The sequence below is a fragment of the Mycoplasma sp. 21DD0573 genome (assembly GCF_034863425.1).
Taxonomy (GTDB): domain Bacteria; phylum Bacillota_I; class Bacilli_A; order Mycoplasmatales; family Metamycoplasmataceae; genus Mycoplasmopsis.
Genome location: NZ_JAYFEZ010000004.1, coordinates 27,945 through 50,015 on the forward strand (window position 1 = coordinate 27,945; position 22,071 = coordinate 50,015).

Below are 22,071 nucleotides of genomic sequence, written 5' to 3' on the forward strand. Positions count from 1 at the left end.
GTAATAAAAAACACAGCTGTTTAGCTGTGTCATTGATTATTATAATTTAGCGAAGTGTTCTACTGTTCTAACTAATTGTGAAACGTATGACATTTCGTTGTCATATCATGAAACAACTTTGTAAAGTCTTCCATTTTCTGTTTCTAAAACGTCTGTTAATTGAGCATCAAAGATTGAACCATATGTAGCACCAACGATATCTGAAGATACTAATGGAGCTTCTGTATATAATAATGTTTCACTTGCTGCTGCTTTAACAGCTGCGTTTAATTCTTCAACTGTTGGTTGTTTGTCTAAAACAACTGTTAAGTCGACTACTGAACCTGTAATTGTAGGAACTCTAAGAGCTGAACCACTTAAAACACCTGTAGCTTCTGGAACTACTAATCCGATAGCTTTTGCTGCTCCTGTAGATGTAGGAACAATGTTTTGTGCTGCTGCACGTGCTCTTCTTAAGTCTTTGTGAGGAGCATCTTGTAATCTTTGGTCAGCTGTGTAAGCGTGAACTGTTGTCATGAAACCGCTTTTAATTCCGAAGTTGTCAACTAAAACTTTAACAACTGGAGCTAAACAGTTTGTTGTACATGAAGCAGCTGAGATTAATTTGTCTTCGCTTGTTAAGATGTTGTGGTTTACGTTGTAAACGATTGTTTTAACATCTTTATCTGATGGAGCTGAAACAACAACTTTTTTAGCACCTGCTTTTAAGTGTTTTTCTGCACCTTCACGTTTTGTGAAGAATCCTGTTGATTCAACAACAAGGTCAATTCCTAATTCTGCTCAAGGTAAGTTTTCAGGGTCTCTTTCTGATAAAACTTTAATTTCATTTCCGTTAACTACAATAGCACCTTCTTTAACTTCAACATCAACTGGTAATGTGTGGTATGCTGTATCGTATTTTAATAAGTGAGCTAATGTAGCTGGATCTGTTAAGTCGTTAACAGCAACAACTTGCATATCTTTTGAGTTTGTTTGTAATAATCTACGTAAGAATAATCTTCCGATTCTTCCAAATCCGTTAATAGCAACTTTTTTCATAATTTTGCTTCCTTTCTATATCTAAACTAAACTTTTGATAATTTATAAAGCTATTTATAAATTGCTTATATATTATACTTTTTTTAAAAAAGAGTATTTATTTAATTTTGTAAATTAAATATTAGTTTTTTATCTTTATGCATCTTATGAATTAGTCTAAAAATTGAGTGCGATAATCTAACTTTTAATATAATTGCTTTATGAAAAATTTACAAACTATTACTATGTCTGTTAATGAGTTAACTTCAGTTTATGATACTGATAGTTCACTGAAACATTATTTTGAAGCTATTGAAAATGTTGGCATTTTAAATGCTGAAAAATATTGACTAAAAAACCTAAATATTTCTAAAACTGCAAACATTGCAGATTTAGGAACAGGTACTGGACGTTTTATATTTGGAGCACTTGATTTAGGATTTTTAAACCTTGACGGCTATGATATTAGTAAAAATTCAATTAAAAAAGCTAAAGAATATTTAGCTCAAAATTATTCAAACAAAACTAACATAAATGTGAATTTTTATGAAGTTGATTTATCAAATTATAAATATCAAAAGCAATACGATTTTATGATCTTCACATTCAATTCACTAATGTGCATTCCTTATAGAATTAATAAAATTAATGCATTAAAAAATGCTTATACTGCACTAAAACCTAATGGATACATAGTTTTTAGTGCTCACGAAGCTAAAGGTGATATTAATAGAGAAAAATTAATTAGACAGCAAGAAAAAGAAATTAAGTTTAAAAATATTTCTAACTGAGATAAAGGTGACTTTGTCTACTATCAGGAAGGACAAAAAGGTGTTTTATCTTATTATGATTTTGATGAAATTATGTCGCTTTTAAATGAAGCTGGAATTAAACAAATTTATAAATATGCACATAGAGATAGTTTAGGAAAAGAAACAAAAAATGCATTAGATTTTAGTGATAATGCTATCTATTATGTAATTAAAAAACAAAGTTAATTGTTAATTAAACAAATGACTTCTTTATTAAAATAAAGAAGAATTCATCTTGTAAATAATTTTAGCAATTAGCTTTGTTTTTTGCTAACTTATGCTAAAATATTTTCTATGGAAACAAAAAAAGAAACTTCAGATTACACAAGATTAAAACCAAAACACGAACCAGTTTTAAGATCTACAGTTCAAGCTTACATTGAAACAGGAAACGCTGTAAGTAGCGCATATTTAGTTGAAAAATATAGTAAGGTACATCCTGAATTAGATTTTTCAAGCGCTAAAATGAGATACATTTTAGGTGAGCTTGAAGAGTTAGGTTACCTTATAAAAGAGTCAGGAACAAGTGGAAGAATTCCTACTTTATTAGGTCTTAATTATTATGCTAAATATCTTGCTAAACCACAGACATCTGAATTTGAAAACAAAATTGAAGCTATATTAGCAAACAAAAAAGTTGATATTGATAATACAGTTGAAAAAGCAGCTCAAATTATTGCTGATATGTCAGGTTATACAATGATTACAACTAATAATATTGATGATCAAACACTTCTTAAAAGTATTGATTTAGTTGTATTGTCACCTACAAAAGCAACAATTGTATTAGTTACATCAAATGGTGATGTATTTTCAAGAATTTTAAATATTGAAAATAACGAATTTAAAATGACTGATGTTAAAACAGCAGTAAGAATTTTCAAAGAAAGATTAGTTGATAAACCACTTTGTGAGATTCCTGAAACTGTTGCAATTTTAGAACCTATTTTAAAAGAAGCAGTTCAAAAATATCAAGAGCTTATCAACTCATTTGTTAGAAATGTTTTTGGCAACTTCAAGACTAGAACAAGAAATAAAAATAATGTTTATGGAAAAAATAACATTATATTGAGTCAAAATATTCAAAGAGAAGACCTTTCAAAAATGATTGAGTTGATTGAAAATCACTCAATTTGAGAAAGTATTGAATCTCAAATTGAAGATGAGGAAAACATAAGAATTCAAATTGATAATTCAGGAACATATATGTCTAAGAAAATTAGCAATCATAATCAAATCACTGAAATTGCTATAGTAGGTGCTACTACTTCAAAATATGATGATATGAAGACTGCACTTGCAATGTTGGAAAGAATTTTAAGCAATAAGAAAAAATAATCTTGCTGTAAAAATTAGGAGTAAAAGAGGAGAAAAATGAATAATTATTTAACAAAGGGAAAGATTTTTGAGAGTAATAAAATTACTGCTGAATTTGAGCTTTTCTTAGATTCAAAAGAAGTTATTGAATTTAAAGGTAAAAAAACAATCACAGTTGGTAAAAATGAATACTTACCTGATTTTGACAAATATTTAATTGGTCAAAAATTTAATAAAAAATTAACTATCAAATTAGTGTTTCCAAGTGATTACATTTTTAAAGACTTCCGTGGTAAAAAAGCTTATGTTAATTTAAAAGACATAAAACTTCAGATTTCACACATTAAAAAAGAAGAATCAAAAGCTAATGATAAAGAGAAAGAATTATTAGCTGCAGAAATTGAAAAACTTAATGCAGAAAAAATTCAATTATCTTCACAAATTGATTCTTTAAATGCAAAAGTTAAAGAATTAGAAAACAAAATTCAATTAGACCAATATACATACAAATTAAAACTTCAAGAATTAGATGGAAACTTCAAGCAAAAATATGAAGAATTAGTTACAAAAACTAATGAAGCAAAAAAACAAGAAGTTTTAGAAAACAAAAAGTATGCATTATCTAAGTTTTTAGAAGAATTTATGGAACCATATAACAATTATATGGGGGCTATGAATGCTGGTTTAAATTCAGATAATGAAGTTGTTAAAAACTACTGCTTTGGATTTTCAATTGTTGCAAAACAATTTGAAAATCTATTTAACGAAAATGGTGCTCAATTAATTGACCCAATTGTAGGTTCTGAATTTGATGCTCAAACTCAAGAAGTTATTCAAATCGAACATGATAATAATAAAGCTGACAATTCTGTTATAAGAGTAGTTAGATATGGTTTAAAAATTGGTGATAGAGTAGTTAAACCTGCATCAGTTGTCATCTCAAAAATAAAATAAAAAAATTTAGCAAATAAATTATTGTTTTGCTAAATTTCTGTTATAATATACTCATATTAAAAAGAGGATGAAAAAACATTTTATTGCAAAAGGAGATTAAATATGGCTAAAGAAATAGTATTAGGAATTGACTTAGGTACAACAAACTCTGTTGTTACTGTTATTGAAAATAAACAACCTGTTGTTTTAGAAAATCCTAACGGGAAAAGAACAACTCCATCAGTAGTTGCATTTAAAGGAGATGAAATTATTGTTGGGGACGCTGCTAAAAGACAAGTTGAAACAAACCCAAACACAGTTGTTTCTATTAAAAGATTAATGGGAACAGATAAAACAGTTAAACTAAATGGAAAAGATTACAAACCTGAAGAAATTTCAGCAATGATCTTACAATATATGAAAGATTATGCAGAAGCTAAATTAGGTAAAAAAGTAACTAAAGCTGTTATTACAGTTCCAGCTTACTTTGACAATGCTCAACGTGAAGCTACAAAAATCGCAGGTAAAATTGCTGGATTAGATGTTCTTAGAATTATCAATGAACCTACTGCAGCTGCACTTGCATTCGGTTTAGAAAAAACTGATAAATCAATGAAAGTTCTTGTTTATGACTTAGGAGGAGGAACATTTGATGTTTCTGTTCTTGAATTAGAAAACGGAACATTTGAAGTTTTATCAACTTCAGGAGACAACCACTTAGGTGGAGATGACTGAGATCACGCTATTGTTGAATGAATGATTTCACAAATTAAATCAAAATACGATTTTGATGTAAGAAGCGACAAGATGGCTATGTCAAGATTAAAAGAAACAGCTGAAAAAGCAAAGATTGATTTATCAAACCAATCAACAGCTGCTATTAACTTACCATTCTTAGCAATTACACCAAACGGACCATTAAACGTTGAATTAGAATTAAAACGTAGCGAATTCGAAGCTATGACAGCTAACTTATTAGATAGAACAAGAAAACCTATTGAAGATGCTTTAAAAGAAGCTGGAATTACAGCTAACGACTTACACGAAGTATTATTAGTTGGTGGATCAACAAGAATGCCAGCTGTTCAAGAAATGGTAAAAAGAACATTAGGTAAAGAACCTAACCGTTCAATCAACCCAGATGAAGTTGTTTCAATCGGTGCTGCTATTCAAGGTGCTGTTTTAGCAGGAGACATTGATGACATTTTATTACTTGATGTTACACCATTAACATTAGGTATTGAAACACTTGGAGGTATTGCTACACCACTTATCCCAAGAAATACAACAATCCCAGTTACAAAATCTCAAATCTTCTCAACAGCTGCAGATAACCAAACAGAAGTTACAATTACAGTTGTTCAAGGTGAAAGAGAAATGGCTTCAGACAACAAATTATTAGGACAATTCAACCTTTCAGGTATTGAACCAGCTCCTAGAGGAATTCCTCAAATCGAAGTTAGCTTCTCAATTGACGTTAACGGTATTACAACAGTTAAAGCTAAAGATGTTAAAACAAACAAAGAACAATCAATCACAATTCAAAACTCTTCAAAATTATCAGAAGCAGAAATCGAAAGAATGATTAAAGAAGCTGAATTAAACAAAGAAGCTGACAAAAAACGTAAAGAAGAAGCTGAAACAATCGTTAGAGCTGAATCATTAATTGACCAAATTAAGAAAGCTAACGCAGAACAAGGTGACAAATTAGACGAAAAAGCTAAAGCAGAATCTGAAAAATTAATTAGTGAATTACAAGAATTAATTAACAAAAAAGACATTCCTGCTCTTAAAACAAAATTAGACCAAGTTGAAGAAGTTATCAGAAACTTTGCTAATGCATCAGCTCAACAAAATGCTCAAAATACACAACAAGCATCACAAAATAACTCTGATGAAGATGTTGCTGAAGTAGTTGAAGAATAATTTATATGAATATTAGGACACTATAGTGCAAACTATGGTGTTTTTATTTGCTTTTGTAAGTAAAAAAACTTAATAAAACCAATTTATTTCTATATTTATTGTTAATAAATATATGTTTTTATTAGATTTATAAATAGTGCATTAAATTGTTTAAAAATTTAATAAAAAAATTTTCATAGTATAAAAAATATACTATAATAAGTTAGCACAAGGCACCATAGCCAAACGGCCAAGGCATGAGTCTGCAAAACTTTGATTACGGGTTCGAATCCCGTTGGTGCCTCCATAAATGCGCCCGTAGCTCAATTGGACAGAGCGTTAGGTTACGGCCCTAAAGGTTACGAGTTCGAGTCTTGTCGGGCGCGCCAGATGTTGCTTTGCTTTGTGCGAGAAAATAAAAAATTTAAAAAATTTCGTTATAAAAAATTAATTGTGTGTTATAATATTTACACCAATAACGAATGCGAGTGTAGTTTAATGGTAGAACTTCAGCCTTCCAAGCTGACTGTGAGGGTTCGATTCCCTTCACTCGCTCCATATCAGCGAGAAATCGCTGACCTCATTTGTTTTTTTGTTATGAAAGACAACTCCCTTTTGGGAGTTGTTTTTTATCTTTTTTACTTACTAAAATTTGCTTATTACTTATAATATAAAAATACATGAAGACAAAAATACATGAAGACAAAAATACATGAAGACAAAAATACATGAAGACATTGGAGTATAAAGGTAATCGTTGATATATCAATGATTTATTTAGAAGTTTCCTAAATAAAAAGATGATAATCAAATCAATTTCTCAAATAATAACCTTTTTAATAATTATTACATTTATTGTTTTAGCAATTTGTGGAAAATCAAATGTAGTGGAGAATAATCAATGATATACATATCTAATTTTCGCCCCAATAATTTGAGTTATTTATTCTCTCAAATCATTCTACGACGCTAGTGAGCTGGCTAAAAAAGTTAAAAATGGTTATTACACTTTTAATCCGAGAATGCATTTTGTATTAAGTAATAAAAAGCATCTTTTTAATTTACTTTATATAACAGCAGTAATACCACCTATTGATGTTGTTTACAAAATTTTCTTTGTAAACACTTTATACCTTTCAGATAAGCAAAGAAATTCGATTGAAAAGGTTGATGAATTAATTTATTTAATCAATTTAGAATCTGAAAACAAGTTTTCAAGATTCAAAAATGTTGAATTTAAATTTGATGTTTATGAAATGTCAATTGCCGGCATAACAATGGGATTATTTTTAATAGTCCAAACACTTGTTAAATTTACAGGACTTTCTAAAGCTGGATTAAACTTTGAATATGTGTTTTACATTATCTATGCAATCTTTTTCACAACTTATAAAGCAGCACTTTTAGGAGTTGCATCAGACTTTTTTGCACTATTATTTAATGGTGGAGTTTGATCTTGATATTGAATGTATGCAATAGTTCCAATTGCAGTTGTATTGATTACAAAACTATTCATTTTTATGTATAAGACAAAATCAATAAAAGCAGTTATTGCGACATTTGTAATGATACTTATTTCACTCTTTTCTACCTTCCTTACAGTGGTTTTAGTATCAAATTCAGATAATCCAAAATTCTTTTTTAAGAATAAAAAAACTAACTTAATTGAAGGTCTTAAAATCAGCAAAATTTTTGGAGTTGGTGCTCTTACAGATGCAACTTTATACATAATAATTGCAATTTCATTTATTCTAACTTTTGTTCTATTGTTCATAATGCTTTATGTATACACAAAACAAGATCAAAATAAGAGAATTGCAAGTTATTTCATAAACTTATTTATGATTATTGGAATTGTTCTGATTGTTATGATTGTATGTAGATGAATTTATGGGCCTTATGTCTTCATTAATTATGCAAACTTATTCTTAAAACGTAATTACACAGTAGGAAATAATTATCTAATCATTATGATACCAATCATATTCAGAACCTTAATTTCAATTCCAATTTATGTACTTATTTTATCTACTTTATTCTCACTTCTTGAATTAATCAAAAACAAGATTGAAGCAAGAAAAACTGTTAAATATATCTAACTAAAAGTTAGATATTTTTTTAAACTTTCTATACCATAGAACTAAAAGCAAAATACACAAAAACATTTTTTTAATATAATTAAAAAAATATTTAAGGAGTATTTTATGAGTAATAAAAAATCAAGAAGAGAAATCAGGTTAAATGTTATTCAAGTTCTTTACAAATATGAACTTTTAAATGAAGCAATTGACGTCCCTACTGCAGTTACTGAATTTGATTTTGTTGATATTGAAGAAACAAAAAGATTAAGTTTAATTGCATCTAACTACAAGTTTTTAAGAAAGACTTTATCATCGCTTTTAAACAGTGACTGAAGTTGAGAAAGACTTTCTCCAGTTGTTAGAGCAATAATTTTAAACGGTGCTTTTGAGTTGTTCAATAATCAACCTAAAATTGTTTTCAATGAGTCAGTTGAAATTACAAAAATGTTCTTCCCACCAGCATTAGACCAATCAAACGTGACACAAGAAGAAAGCTACTACAAATTTGTTAATGGTATTTTAGAAAACTATTACAAATTGATTCAGTTAATGGATAAAGCAAAATAATGTCATCAATCAAAATTAATAATCTTAAATTTGTAATTGCATACAACTCACATCTAAAAAAGATTATCAAGCAATTTTATTTTACAATTGAGCAGTTCGCTAACTATAAGTTAATCAAAAAGCAAGCAGATAATTCAGCTTACAGTAAAAAAGAAATGAGTATTTCTTCAAATACACTTAATGAACTTATTGATAAGTTTTTAAGTCACATTGAATTTGAAGAAAATGCAACTGATGCTCAAAAGCAAATGATTAGCAACTTTTATCATTTTATGTTCTATCAACTAATTGCTAAATATTACAACATTGATAATTTGACTTTTGATATTGAGTATTTAGAAAATAACCAAATTAAGTTAGTTAACAATAAGTCATTATCAAAAAAAGAAACTAAACACGAGTTTGATCTTTTAGTTAATAAAGTTAAAAGAACATACTACTATGACTTTTTAGATGAGTTTCAAAAATTACCAAATTACAACACTGTTTTACGTTCTATTCTAAAGAAGGTGCTTTAATGAAAAATAAAGAAATTAGAGAACAATTTCCAATCTTAAAGTCTATTGTTTATTTTGATTCAGCTGCCTTAGTTTTAAAACCCCAAACTGCAGTTGATGCTTTAGTCGATTTTTATTGTAATAAATCAATTTCATCACGTACAGCAGATACACCAATCGGTAGTGAAGTTAATCAAACAATTTCAAGAGTTCGTTCAAAAGTTGCTGATTTAATCAATGCAAAAGAAACAGAAGTTATATTCACATCAGGAACAACTGAATCAATTAATATGTTTGCCCAAATGATGGGGCAAATTCTAAAAGATGGTGATGAAATTTTATTAAGTTCATACAATCACTCTTCAAACATTATTCCTTGATTAGAAATTGCTAAAAAAACAAATTCAAAAGTTGTTATCTCAAATGACATTTTAAGTGATATTAATGAGAAAACTAAACTCATTTCATTTTCTAACGAAACTAACAACTTTAATATTCAGTTAGATATTAATACAATTTGTAAGATAGCAAAAGAAAAAAATATTGTAATTTTAGCTGATGCAGCACAAGCTATTAGTCATAAAAAAACTTCCTTAAATGATTTTGATGCAATAGCATTCAGCACAAATAAATTTTATGGACCAACAGGAATGGGTGTCTTAGCAATTAAAGATACATTACTTTCACAATTTAGACCAGTTAAATTTGGTGGTGGTTCAGTTGATGCGATCGGTAAAGATAATAATTGAACTATTAAAAAGACAATTTCAAGATTTGAACCAGGAACACCTGATTTAGGTGGTTTCTTTATGTTTGATAAATCACTTGATTTTTTCAACTCAATTGGATATGAAAAAACTCAAGAAATTCTTAAGGATTTATCAACTTACTTACACAATCAATTAGCTACATTAGACAATATTGAAGTTTTCTCAAAACCAGGTGACAACATTGCGCTTATTAATGTAAGGGGAATTAATCCTCAAGATGTTGCTACTTATTTAGGTTCAAAAGGAATTTACACAATAGCAGGAATTTTCTGTGCTCCTTATTTAAGAAACATTCAAGATAATTATTCATTTTTAAGAATTTCACTTGGAATTTACAATTCATATGAAGATATTGACAAACTTATTGAAGAGTTAAAAAATGGAGGTGACTTTTATGCATTTTAATCAAAATGAAGCTCGTGAAATGATTATGGAGCATTATAAAAACCCAGTTAACAAAAAAGATTTAGATGATAAATTTCAAACCCATTACAGTAATACTTGTTCTGACAAAGTTCAATTAGACATTCAATGAGAAAATAACAAAATCAAAGAAGCAAACTTTAACGGAATTGGATGTGCAATTTTTGTTGCTTCAACTGATATGTTCTTAAGTTTAATTAAAAACAAAACTAAAGAAGAAATCTCAAATCTTATTTCGCTTTTTGAAAAGTTTGTTAATCAAGAACAATTAAGCGATGAGCAAATTACAAAATTAGAAAACCTTTGAGTTTTCTATAATGTTAAATCACACTTAAATAGAGTTAATTGTGCTCTTTTAATTGCAAAAGCTTACCAAGATGAGAACAACAACTAAAAAACCAATTATTTTCCATATTGACTTTGATAGTTACTTTGCATCAGTAGCAAGATTAAAATATCCATTACTCAAAGGAAAACCAATTGCAATATGCAAAAGCAAATCACATGCAATAGCTGTATCTATTAGTTACGAATTAAAAAACACAAAATTAGTTCGTGTTGGAATGAAAAAAGAAGAAATCAAAAGACTAGTTCCTGAAACAGTGTTCGTTGATGTTGATATGGATTTATGCATTAGTACATCTAACTCTATTTTTGGTTTTTTAGGTAGAAAATACACTGAAAATATTCATATATCATCAATTGATGAATGTTTTTTAGATGTAACTAATTTAGTTTATAAAACAAAAGTTTCACCAAAGTTTTTAGCTAGACAAATCCAACAAGAAATTTTAAGAGTTTTTGATATTCCGATCACAATCGGTATATCTCACAACAAATTTTTAGCTAAGATGACTACTAATATTTCAAAACCATTTGGAATCGGATTTACTAATGAAGCTAATTTCAAAGATCAATTCTTTCACCTACCAATTGGTGAATTTCACGGAATTGGTTGAAGGTCTGCTCCAAAACTTGAATCAATGGGACTAAAAACAATTGGTGACCTTTATAAAGCATCTACAAATATGTTGCTAATGCAAACATTATTTGGTAAGTATGCTGAAACAATACTTAAAAATTTACAACCTTATTATTATGAAAATATTCAACATCACGAAGAACAACTTCAAGGGTTAGGGAATGAAATAACTTTTGAAGATTACTATATGGATGAAGAAATTAAAATCAAATACTTTGATGATCTAATTAAAAAAGTTTCAGGAAGAGCTATTAAACACAATTTAGTTGGAAATGTAGTTTCTGTTTTAATCAGAACCAAAGAGAAAAAATGATTTACAAAGCAACATAAAATTTCCAAATATATCAACACATATGAAGATTTACATAGAGTTGCTTTTGATTTATTTGATAAACACTTCAGGGATAAAGAATACATTGGTATAGGTGTAAGAATATCAGGTCTTAGAGATGTTTTTGATATTTACATACCAGTTCCATTATTTCAGGAAGCGACTGAAATTAAAAAGTATGAAAACTTAAATATTAACTTTGCAAACATTGGTGTAACTAAAAATGTAAACAAAGAAAAAAACAAATTCACCTTACAAGGTAGCTTATACAGAAAGTAGGTATTATGAAAATAGGAATTTTTGGTGGTTCATTTGATCCAGTTCATAAGGGTCATTTAGAAATTGCTAAATATGCAATAAATGAACTTAATTTAGATAAATTAATTTTTGTTCCTACATATTCATCACCATTTAAGACAACTAAAAAAATTGCTTCAGGTGAGCACAGGATTAAAATGATTCAATTAGCGACAGATGGTGAAGATAAAATCGAAGTATCTGATTTTGAAGTTAAACGTGGTGGAGTTAGTTATACAATTGACACACTTAAATACTTTAAAAACAAATACAAAAATGACCAATTATTCTTGCTCATTGGTTCAGACAACTTAATGTCACTTAATAAATGAAAAAATATTGATGAAATTTGTAAGCTTGCAAAAATTGTTGTTTTCAAAAGAAGTAACAATTTCAACAAAATTTATGCAAAAAAATATAATGCTTTAATTTTAAATAACCCAATTAGACCTGAATCATCTACTTTATATAAAAAAGGTGAATTAAACTTTGTTCCAGAAGTTGTTGCAGATTACATTGCAGAACACAGATTATATATAGAGCAAATTATTTTCAATACACTTACTGCACTTAGAGCAAAGCACTCTATGTCTTGTGCTGAATTTGCAGTTGCACTTGCAAAAGCACATGGACTATCTGCTAGAGACGCTTATTTTGCAGGATTAGTTCACGACATTGCAAAAGAAATTGATCCTGAAGTTTCAATGCAAATAATTAAAGAAAATGAACCTGAATTATTAGATGGTTTTGAAAACCATATGTTACACCAATACACTGGTTACTTAATTCTTAAACACGCTTTGAAAATCAAAAATGAAGATATTTTAAATGCAGTTAAATATCACACGTCTATGAGAGAAAATATGACACCACTTGATATTGTGGTTTATATAGCTGACAAAATTTGTCAAGGAAGAAAGTATCCTGGTATCCAAAAAGTAAGAGCTCTAGCTTTAAAAGATTTAAAAGCAGGATTTTCACAAGCGGTTCAAGATGCTTATGATTACAACATTAATAAAGGAGTTGTCTTTTCAGATAAGCAACTTGCTTTATACAACAAATACAGAAGTGGTCAATCGCCTTTAGATATAGATTTGAAAGAAGGTAACTAATGCAAATGCAAGAAAGATTACAAAAGATTCTCTCTAAAGCAGGAGTTGCTTCAAGAAGAGAAGCTGAACAAATGATTTTAGATGGAAGAATTTCTGTTAATGGTTATATAGCTAAATTAGGTGACAAAGCTTCATTTAATGATGAAATTTTAGTTGATGGGTTACCGATTAATGGTGAAGAACAAAAAGTTTATTTTGTTCTAAATAAACCACCAAAAACTGTATGTACACTTAAAGATAATTTCAATAGAGCAAAAGTTACTGATTTAATTGATACACCTTACAAAATTTTTCCTGTAGGTAGATTAGATTATGATACAACCGGAGTTCTTATTCTTACAAACGATGGAGATTTAGCTAACAAATTAATGCACCCATCATATGAAGTTGTAAGAGTTTATAGAGCAAGATTAAATGAACCGCTTGATAAAAAAGAATTAGCTAAATTAAACAAACCTGTAATTATTAACAAAAAATTTTCAAACCAACAAGTTATTCACATTGAATCAAAAAGTTATTTTGTTGTTTTAACACAAGGAACTTACCATCATGTTAAGGAATTATTCAAATTAGTTGATAAAGAAGTTATCAATCTTAAAAGAGTTGAATATGGTGGAATTACAGTTGAAAACATTCCTGTAGGAAAATATAGACCACTTACAATAAAAGAAGTTAAAACTTTAAAAGCGTGAGTAAACAAACCAAAGGCTAAAAAATAGTCTTTGTTTTTTTTACTTTTAAAGCTTGCACACTACTGCAAAAGGTAAAAATAATGTATGTTATATAAATTTGTAAAAAATATATAATATATTTAAATTACATTTAAATATATCCTGTTAGGAGTTTGTATGATAGACAATAAAGACAAAGACAAAAAATTAATTGAAGAAATTGATGTTACATTAAAAGCTTCAGACGATACAGAATTTGAATATGAAGAAAATAACAAAATGATCTTCAAGAAAAAACAACCAGTAGTTGAGCAAGTTGAAGAAGAGGAAGAATTACCTCAAAACAATGATGAATATCAAGTTCAATCTCAAATCATTGAGTCACCAACAGAGGGATTAATTCCAATTGTTATTGATAACGAAATGAAGCAATCATTTCTTGAGTACTCTATGAGTGTTATTGTTTCACGTGCTCTTCCAGATGCACGTGATGGGCTTAAACCGGTTCACCGTAGAATTCTTTACGATATGTCAGAATTAGGAATTACTCCTGGTTCACAACATCGTAAATCAGCTCGTATTGTAGGGGATGTTTTAGGGAAATATCACCCACACGGTGATTTATCAGTTTATGAAGCTATGGTTCGTATGGCTCAAGATTTCTCAATGCGTTATCCACTTGTAGATGGACATGGTAACTTCGGTTCAATCGATGGTGACTCAGCTGCTGCTATGCGTTATACAGAAGCAAGAATGTCTAAAATTGCTTCTGAAATGTTAGAAGGAATTAAAAAAGATACAGTTGATTTTGTAGATAACTATGATGGAAGTGAAAAGGAACCTACAGTATTACCTTCAAGATTTCCTAACTTACTTGTTTCAGGTTCATCAGGGATCGCTGTTGGTATGGCAACTGAAATCCCACCACACAACTTAGGTGAATCAATTGATGCAGCTATTGCTCTTGCTAAAAATCCTGAAATTACAGTTAGAGAATTAATGCAATACATTAAAGGCCCTGACTTCCCAACTGGCGCAATTATCCTTGGAACAAAAGGAATTTTAGAAGCATATGAAACTGGAAGAGGAAGTATTCCTGTTCGTTCAAAATGTGAAGTTATTGAGCAACCAAATGGAAAATCAAAAATTATTATTAGAGAAATTCCTTATGCAATTAAAAAAACTACAATCATTGAAAAGATTGCTGAATTACACAAAGCAAAAGTTGTTGAAGGAATTACAGACTTAAGAGATGAATCAAACAGAGAAGGTATTCGTTTAGTTATTGATGTTAAAAAAGGTGTAAATCCACACATTCTTTTAAACAAGTTATTCCAAAAATCAAATATCCAAACATCATTCAACTTTAACTTAGTTGCTATTGTTAATGGAGAACCTAAAACATTAAACTTAAAACAAGCTCTTCAAGTGTTTATTGAACACCAAAAAGATGTTGTTTCAAGAAGACTTAAATTTGATTTAAATAAAGCAGAAGAACGTGCTCATATTTTAGCTGGATTAAAAATTGCTGTATCAAACATTGATGAAGTAGTTAAAATAATTAAACAATCTAAAACAGATGCTGAAGCTCAAGAAAAATTATCAAGCAGATTTGATTTAACTGAAAGACAAACAAAAGCTATCCTTGAAATGCGTTTAAGCAGATTAACAGGATTAAACATTGAAAAAATGGATCTTGAAATTAGTGAATTAAATGTTGAAATCGCTCATTACAAAGACATTTTATCTTCAGAAGAAAAATTAATTAACCAAATTGTTTTAGAACTTGAAGAAATCAAAGAAAAATTCAATGACAAACGTAGAACTGTTATTGATGAATCAGCTGTTGGTGTTATTTCAGATGAAGATTTAATCCATGAAAGAGAAATTGTTATTACATCAAGCTCAAAAGGTTATGTAAAGAGAATCGACTTAGATGAATACAACACACAACGTAGAGGTGGAGTTGGTTCAGTAAGTATGAAAACTTACGAAGATGATGATATTGCAATGATTATTCATGCATCAACACATACAAACTTATTATTATTCTCAAACATCGGTAAAGTTTATGCATTAAGAGGGCACCAAATTCCAGAAGGTTCAAAACAATCAAAAGGAGTTCCTTTTGTAAACATTCTTTCAGGACTAGATGTCGAAAATGGAGAAAAAATTATCTCAATTCTTAATGTTGATAAATTCTCAGATGATCAATATTTAGTAACTGTAACTAAACAAGGTATGTTTAAAAAATCTGATCTTAAATTATTTGCAAACATTAGAAAAAATGGACTTATTGCATTTAAATTAAAAGAAGGCGATCAGTTAGTTAGAGCATTTGTGATAGGAAATGAAGAATCTGTATTAATTGCAAACAACTACAGAAATGTATGTATGTTCAAATCTGATGACATTAGACCACTTTCAAGAAATTCATTAGGAGTTAAGGGAATTAAACTTGATGATAATCAAGAAGTTGTATCAGCTTCTTCAGATAGCGAAGGTTCATTAATCCTTACACTTGGTGAAAAAGGATTTGGAAAACTTACAGATAAAGAACAATTTAGATTAACAAGAAGAGGTTCTAAAGGAGTTGCTGGCATTGATAGTAACAAAGCTGGAAACTTAGTATTTGCTAGATTTGTTAATACAAACGATGAGCTTTTAGTAATTACATCATCAGGTTCAACAATAAGAACTCAAATTAACCAAATTTCTGAAACAGGAAGAAATGCTAAAGGTGTAAAAATTATTAACTTAAAAGAAAACGATTCAATCGTTGCTGTTGAAGTTATTTCACAAGATAATTAAGAAATACAATAATGCTAAAGTAAATTAGCATTATTTTTTTATTGCTTGCATTAAGTTAAAAAAGGTATAATAGCGTAGTTAATTTATTAAAATACAAAACGACAAAAATATATAAAAAACTTAATTTGGAAAGGAATTGAAATGTCTAAAAAACCTTCAATTTTCAAAAAGTCATTAGTTGATGCTAAAAACAATTTAAAACGTGGAAACATTTTATTATTAGCCATTGCTTTCATTTTAGGAGCAGTATTCAGTGCTTTAGTTGCTTCATTAGCAAACGATATTATTATGAACCCAATTTCTAAAGTATTAGGATTTGACGAATTAGCAAAAATGGAATCAAATGGTGTTCTTTACGGAAAATTCTTAGCTGCATTATTAACATTTATTATTGTTTCATTTGTTGTATTTGCAATTTTATTAGGATACTTCTTAATTGCTAACGCTATTGCAGCTCACAAAGCTGCCAAAAGACCAGCAGTTGTTGAAGCTCCAGCTAAACCTACAACAGAAGAATTAATCTTAAAAGAATTAGTTAAACTTAATGACAAAATGGATAAAAAATAATTTATGCAAAATGAAAAGCTACCTTCTAATTAACAAGGTAGTTTTTTGTGACTTTTTCAAATGAAGTTCAAATTGAAAAATAAATAATGGTCAATAGATATTTTCGATATTGAAAATTAGAGTTTATATCATTCATGTTTTTTATTATTTTTAATACTTTTAAACCTATGACAGTGACGAATAGTTGTTTAAACCTATGTGACGTGGGGGTAAGAAATAAATCTTCGCAATAACCAACGGTCTATAATTAAATTGAGGATGAATTTAATAAGAAAATTGAAGATTTAAGAATTAATAAATGTAATTATTTATGTTCTGCATTTAAAGGTGTTTCCAAGACTGGTCATTTTAAAAAAACGTTTAGATTTTGAGACTGTAAGGAAAACAATCAATTCAATATAAATCCATGGATTTAAATTTCTTTATTTTTATTAATTTATTAAGTTTTTAGAATAAATTAATTAATTAGGTAAAAATATAATAAATGTTATATCATTTAATTATATAAAGAGTAAGTAAAGTAATTATTTGTTTTTACTTACAGATGGAGACTTATGAAAAAATCAAGTTTATTTAAATTATTATTTTTAGCACCTGCAACAAGTTTGTTGATTTCAGCAATTTCTTGTGGTAATAAAAATACTGAAGAGCCGACGCCTGCTGAGTCAGAAAAACCTACGCTAATACAACCAAAACCTGTAAATCCTGCTCCTGCACTAGATCCAGAACCAAATCCAGTAACACCAGAACCGGATGCTCCAGAAAAATTAAATAGTGTTGAATCATATAAATCACAAATTGAGCAAACAAGAGTTGATTTTAACAATTACTTGAACAATTATGCAAATGTTTATAAAGGACGTGCTGAATCATTTGTATTTCATATGGCTAGACCTGAAGGAACTGATGAGCAATATGGATCTTACAAAAATTTTGCCGATGTGATTTTTAGCAAAATTAATACAGTAATTGATGGGTGAGATACTGTAGTAGGAAATAATGTAGAGTCTGCAAAAGAAGAATATGCAAAAATTAACAAAATGTTTTCGACATTTGTTAAAGGTTTTAATAAGCAATTAGCTGCGATAAATCCTCCTACTTATTCATTAAAATCTGAAATGACAATTGATGAAGTTAGAGAACATTTCAAAGAAGTTGTTCAAAGAGTTGTTGCAGATAAAAATGAAGATCATTCAAATGATGAAAACTACAAACAATTAAATGGAAGAATCAATTATGATAAAAATGGATATTTAATTCCTGCTGATACATATTATGAAGTTGTTAAAGATTTCTTAAAATCAGGTTTTAGAAATTTCAAACAAATTTCGTTAGTTGCAACATCAGCAATTTCATTTGAAGTTACACCAGAGAATAAAGTTTATGGAATTTTAATAAATGCAAATGACTTTAGAAGAAATGATATGAATCAAGTTGTTGATAAATATGTTGAAAATGCGCTTAGTTTAGTCGATAACTCAATGAATACTTATGAAAAAGTCTATGTGCTAGGTAAATACGTTTTAGAAAACTTAATTTATAAAACTAAACCAGGTACAGAAACAATGAACTCACTTGACTTTGCTTACATAGAACATAAAGGTGTATGTAGACATTATGTTGATCAAATGGCATTACTTTTATCTAATGTAAATATTCCATACAAAGTGATGCAAGGTGACTACCATACTTGATTGAATATCCAAAATGAAGATGGTAAATGGTTCTCAACTGATCCAACACATGCAGATACAGGAAAAGCTGAAAAATACTTCCCTCTAGGAAAATCAGGTGAAATCGATTTAGATTTTGAAATGAAAAACTTTTTTAATTATCAAAATGCAGTTACAACAGATTTCACATTATTTGATTTAAAACCAAATGATGGTTCAAATGAAGCAATTAACTTTATTTCTCAAGAAATGCACAATTCATTATTTAATAAGTGAGTTTACAAACTTAAAGATATGTATGCAAATGGAGAAGAAATTTCATCATTAAACTATAACAATCATAAGTTGTATTTTGTTTCGATAAAAGATAATCAACCTAAATTACAATACGTTGAAACAAACAAAACTATCCCAATTGAAAATATTGAAAACTCAATTCATACAGTTGATGAATTTGGTTCATTAGTTAATGGATTAAGTTTAAAAGTTTTACCAAAAGCCGCAATGCATGGGGATAAAATGTTCTTTATGGCTAAAAATTACAATGGAAATTATATTTATTCATACAATATTAAAACGCATGGACTTAAAAAAGAATTTGCATATAGTGGAGACTACAAAAACTTCTTTATCTACCTAAATCAAAACGAAAACAAACTCGAGTTTTCATTTGGAGATCAAAATTCAGAAAACAAATTAGTTAAGTTATTCGACTTAAATTTACAAGATCAATAAAATATTGAAGCAGACTAAAATGTCTGCTTTTTGATTAAAAAAACATCTCAAGTTATCGAGATGCAAAACTCTATTTTTTAGCATTCTTGTGTTCTGAAACAATTTCATTAAGTTTTCTAAATCAGTGATTTATTCCACTTTTTGAAACATACATATTATGTTCAGTGTTAAGTAAATTTGATAATTCAGGAAGTGACAATCATTTATTTTCAACTTTTAATCTAAATAAAACAAGTTGATTGTCTGTGAAATGAATATCTAATCCATTTTCAAACATATAGTTAATATTTTCAATATGCTTAATTGTACTCTTTGCAATCTTATTAATATTACTCATATCGATATTATTAATACGGTTAACAACATTTTCAAAGTCACGAGCAATAATTATGTTTTGAAGCTTGTACCAAGACTTTTTAGCATCAATAGCTGCTAAAAAGTCAATAACTTTTTCCTTATTTTTAAGGTAAATTATGTATTTATTATTTCTATTCAAGAAGTTGAAATTAAAGTCATATTGATTTAGTTTTTCTTGAATTTTTACTAAGTGTCCAGGATTATGTGAAGAAATTTCTAAGTGGTATGAAGTTGATGATTTTCCTGAGATGCTACCACTCCCAAAGAATACACCAGCAAAAAAACTTGTAAGTGAATCTTTAAAATCAATTTCCTCAATCATTTCAAAGTCAGAAATCTTAATTAAGATTTTAGTTTTTCATTTTAGATTAATGATTGGTTTAATATTAATTTTTTCAAGTTTTCTAAGCAATTTTGAATAAAGATATTCATTTTTGATTTTGAGAACATAAAACTCTTTTTCAACTTCTGCAGCACAAAAAAGTAAACCACTTAAAAACCTCTTAATTTCGTGTGGTTTAGATAAGTTGTTTATAACTTCTTTTTTCAACTCTCAACTAAACGATGTTTTATGTTCTTTATTCATAGTTTAATTATAAAAAATATAATATTTTATGTAAGTTATTTTTTAACAAATAAGCAATATTTTTAGTTCATAAAAATGCATATAAAAGTTGGATTTAGACAGTCAAATAAAATAAATTTATTTGTAATTATTTGCATAAATAAAATTTCTAAAACTTTTTCACCTTACACATAGGTATATTGGTTAAAAACTAACATATAACATAGTTATATGTAAGGTTAATCAAAAAATATTTTTTTGATAAAATTAAAAAGCAATATAAAAGTTTAAATTGCAGAAAAGTAGAAGACACTTCTCACCTGATGACCATAGTCTTGGGTTTAGCTACAATTAAACGTATCAAAAATTCTGATACCTTTTTTAGTAGAACAAGGAAGTGGGTAACCACTTTTTTACTTAACATTTATTTAAGGAGTATATTATTCAAGCAAAAGGAAAGAAAACACCTTCAGAACATTACGTAAATTCTGATATTCCATTCAAACAAGTTTTTGTAATTGGAGCAGATCAAGAAAAAATTGGTGTAATGTACACATCTGAAGCAATTGAATTGGCAAAAAGCCAGAGAATGGACTTAGTTTTAATAAGCGTTGAACCTAAACCAATCTGTCGTATTCTTGATTACGGTAAATTTAAATATGACCGTAAAAAGAAAAATAAAGAACTAAAAGAAAAACAAACAATTATCCAAAATCGTGAAGTTAGATTAACCGCGATGATTGGAGAAAATGATTTACTTACAAAAAGTAGAAAAGCTAGAGAATTTCTTTTAAAAGGTGATCGTATCAAAGTTTCATTAAAATTAAGAGGACGTGAATTATTGATGAAAGATTTAGGAATCAAGACTTTAGAAAAATTCTTCGCAACATTAGAAGATATTGCTGAAATCACATCAGAACCTAAATTAATCAATAATCGTTTCCTTGACATGAATCTCCAACCAAATAAACAAAAAGTACTTAGATACCAAAAAGAAAAGAATCTTGAATCAAAAGATCAAGATGCTAAAGAAGGAGAATAAAATGCCAAAAATGAAAACTAAAAGTGCGTTAAAAAAACGTATTAAAGTTACAGGAACAGGTAAAATCTTAAGAGAACAAGCTTACCGTTCACACTTAGCACAAAACAAAACTACAAAACAAAAACGTCACTCACGTAAAGCTGCTCTTATGTCTAAATCAGACCTTAAAAGATTTAAAGCTTTAATCTAATCTTGTTAAGTTAATTCATAAACAAGATAATAATTAACATTATTTAAGAAAGGAATTAAATTATGGCAAGAGTTAAAGGTGGAACAGTTACAAGAGCAAGACGTAAAAAATGAATAAAATTAGCTAAGGGATATTTTGGACACAAATCAATCGGTTACAAAGTTGCTAAACAAGCAGTTGTAAAATCTTGAACATACGCTTTCAGAGACCGTAAACAAGTTAAAAGAAACTTCCGTAAATTATGAATCGCTCGTATCAACGCCGCAGTTAGAGCAGAAGGAATGAGTTACTCAAGATTTATTAACGGTTTAAAAAGAGCAGGTGTTACAATTAACCGTAAAATGCTTTCAGAATTAGCTATCAATGAACCAAAAACATTTGCAGTTTTAGTTGATATTGCAAAACAAGCTTAATTT

At 28.4% G+C, this 22,071-nt stretch carries 20 protein-coding genes and 3 tRNA genes; 21 read left to right on the forward strand and 2 right to left on the reverse strand.

Annotated elements, in window-relative coordinates:
• Positions 1-39: 39 nt before the first annotated feature.
• On the reverse strand, positions 40-1,041 hold the full coding sequence (gene gap / locus VBM86_RS00765; protein ID WP_323189549.1) for a type I glyceraldehyde-3-phosphate dehydrogenase: 1,002 nt from the start codon (positions 1,039-1,041) through the stop codon (positions 40-42).
• A 197-nt stretch (positions 1,042-1,238) separates the two neighbouring features.
• Here gap and VBM86_RS00770 point away from each other — a divergent pair, with 197 nt between their 5' ends.
• The 18 genes from VBM86_RS00770 (at position 1,239) to VBM86_RS00855 (ending at position 19,501) form a co-directional block, all read left to right on the forward strand.
• Positions 1,239-2,015, forward strand: coding sequence for a class I SAM-dependent methyltransferase (locus tag VBM86_RS00770; protein ID WP_323189539.1), 777 nt, complete (start codon positions 1,239-1,241; stop codon positions 2,013-2,015).
• Positions 2,016-2,123: 108 nt separating this feature from the next.
• Complete coding sequence (locus tag VBM86_RS00775; RefSeq protein ID WP_323176531.1) at positions 2,124-3,167, forward strand: heat-inducible transcriptional repressor HrcA; 1,044 nt, start codon at positions 2,124-2,126, stop codon at positions 3,165-3,167.
• A gap of 36 nt (positions 3,168-3,203) precedes the next feature.
• Positions 3,204-4,100, forward strand: a complete 897-nt coding sequence (gene grpE / locus VBM86_RS00780; protein WP_323189540.1) for a nucleotide exchange factor GrpE — start codon at positions 3,204-3,206, stop codon at positions 4,098-4,100.
• A gap of 102 nt (positions 4,101-4,202) precedes the next feature.
• Positions 4,203-6,005 (forward strand): molecular chaperone DnaK, encoded by a 1,803-nt coding sequence (gene dnaK / locus VBM86_RS00785; RefSeq protein WP_257088817.1) that lies wholly within the window; start codon positions 4,203-4,205, stop codon positions 6,003-6,005.
• Positions 6,006-6,216: 211 nt separating this feature from the next.
• Positions 6,217-6,291: transfer RNA gene (locus VBM86_RS00790), tRNA-Cys, on the forward strand.
• A gap of 5 nt (positions 6,292-6,296) precedes the next feature.
• A tRNA-Arg gene (locus tag VBM86_RS00795) sits at positions 6,297-6,373 on the forward strand.
• Between the two features lie 95 nt (positions 6,374-6,468).
• Positions 6,469-6,542, forward strand: a tRNA-Gly gene (locus tag VBM86_RS00800).
• Positions 6,543-6,664: 122 nt separating this feature from the next.
• Entirely contained in the window at positions 6,665-8,083 is a 1,419-nt protein-coding gene (locus VBM86_RS00805; RefSeq protein ID WP_323189541.1) for a hypothetical protein, read from the forward strand.
• A 105-nt stretch (positions 8,084-8,188) separates the two neighbouring features.
• Complete coding sequence (locus tag VBM86_RS00810) at positions 8,189-8,632, forward strand: transcription antitermination protein NusB (protein WP_323177381.1); 444 nt, start codon at positions 8,189-8,191, stop codon at positions 8,630-8,632.
• Positions 8,632-9,150 carry a hypothetical protein gene (locus VBM86_RS00815; RefSeq protein ID WP_257088811.1) on the forward strand — a complete coding sequence of 173 codons (519 nt, stop codon included), beginning with the start codon at positions 8,632-8,634 and terminating at the stop codon, positions 9,148-9,150. Before VBM86_RS00810 ends, VBM86_RS00815 begins: the two co-directional genes overlap by 1 nt.
• Entirely contained in the window at positions 9,150-10,304 is a 1,155-nt protein-coding gene (locus tag VBM86_RS00820) for an aminotransferase class V-fold PLP-dependent enzyme (protein ID WP_323189542.1), read from the forward strand. The genes VBM86_RS00815 and VBM86_RS00820 overlap by 1 nt, the downstream gene beginning before the upstream one ends.
• On the forward strand, positions 10,294-10,716 hold the full coding sequence (sufU, locus tag VBM86_RS00825) for a Fe-S cluster assembly sulfur transfer protein SufU (RefSeq protein WP_323177383.1): 423 nt from the start codon (positions 10,294-10,296) through the stop codon (positions 10,714-10,716). Before VBM86_RS00820 ends, sufU begins: the two co-directional genes overlap by 11 nt.
• Entirely contained in the window at positions 10,700-11,914 is a 1,215-nt protein-coding gene (locus VBM86_RS00830; RefSeq protein ID WP_323177384.1) for a DNA polymerase IV, read from the forward strand. The genes sufU and VBM86_RS00830 overlap by 17 nt, the downstream gene beginning before the upstream one ends.
• 5 nt (positions 11,915-11,919) lie before the next feature.
• Positions 11,920-13,044: a nicotinate-nucleotide adenylyltransferase gene (locus VBM86_RS00835; protein WP_323177385.1), complete on the forward strand. Its 1,125-nt coding sequence runs from the start codon at positions 11,920-11,922 to the stop codon at positions 13,042-13,044.
• On the forward strand, positions 13,044-13,763 hold the full coding sequence (locus tag VBM86_RS00840) for a pseudouridine synthase (RefSeq protein ID WP_323177386.1): 720 nt from the start codon (positions 13,044-13,046) through the stop codon (positions 13,761-13,763). Before VBM86_RS00835 ends, VBM86_RS00840 begins: the two co-directional genes overlap by 1 nt.
• Before the next feature lie 324 nt (positions 13,764-14,087).
• Positions 14,088-16,526: a DNA gyrase subunit A gene (gyrA, locus tag VBM86_RS00845; RefSeq protein WP_416234934.1), complete on the forward strand. Its 2,439-nt coding sequence runs from the start codon at positions 14,088-14,090 to the stop codon at positions 16,524-16,526.
• Positions 16,527-16,667: 141 nt separating this feature from the next.
• Entirely contained in the window at positions 16,668-17,093 is a 426-nt protein-coding gene (locus VBM86_RS00850) for an MscL family protein (RefSeq protein ID WP_257088799.1), read from the forward strand.
• Positions 17,094-17,647: 554 nt separating this feature from the next.
• Positions 17,648-19,501 carry a transglutaminase-like domain-containing protein gene (locus tag VBM86_RS00855; protein ID WP_323189544.1) on the forward strand — a complete coding sequence of 618 codons (1,854 nt, stop codon included), beginning with the start codon at positions 17,648-17,650 and terminating at the stop codon, positions 19,499-19,501.
• A gap of 70 nt (positions 19,502-19,571) precedes the next feature.
• Here the strand turns inward: VBM86_RS00855 and whiA are convergent, their stop codons facing one another.
• Positions 19,572-20,444 carry a DNA-binding protein WhiA gene (gene whiA, locus VBM86_RS00860; protein WP_323189545.1) on the reverse strand — a complete coding sequence of 291 codons (873 nt, stop codon included), beginning with the start codon at positions 20,442-20,444 and terminating at the stop codon, positions 19,572-19,574.
• Between the two features lie 472 nt (positions 20,445-20,916).
• Here whiA and infC point away from each other — a divergent pair, with 472 nt between their 5' ends.
• From infC to rplT, 3 genes are all read left to right on the forward strand, one after another.
• Entirely contained in the window at positions 20,917-21,465 is a 549-nt protein-coding gene (gene infC / locus VBM86_RS00865) for a translation initiation factor IF-3 (protein ID WP_416234920.1), read from the forward strand.
• Position 21,466: 1 nt separating this feature from the next.
• Complete coding sequence (gene rpmI, locus VBM86_RS00870; protein WP_257088789.1) at positions 21,467-21,655, forward strand: 50S ribosomal protein L35; 189 nt, start codon at positions 21,467-21,469, stop codon at positions 21,653-21,655.
• A 62-nt stretch (positions 21,656-21,717) separates the two neighbouring features.
• Complete coding sequence (gene rplT / locus VBM86_RS00875; RefSeq protein ID WP_257088787.1) at positions 21,718-22,068, forward strand: 50S ribosomal protein L20; 351 nt, start codon at positions 21,718-21,720, stop codon at positions 22,066-22,068.
• Positions 22,069-22,071: the final 3 nt, after the last annotated feature.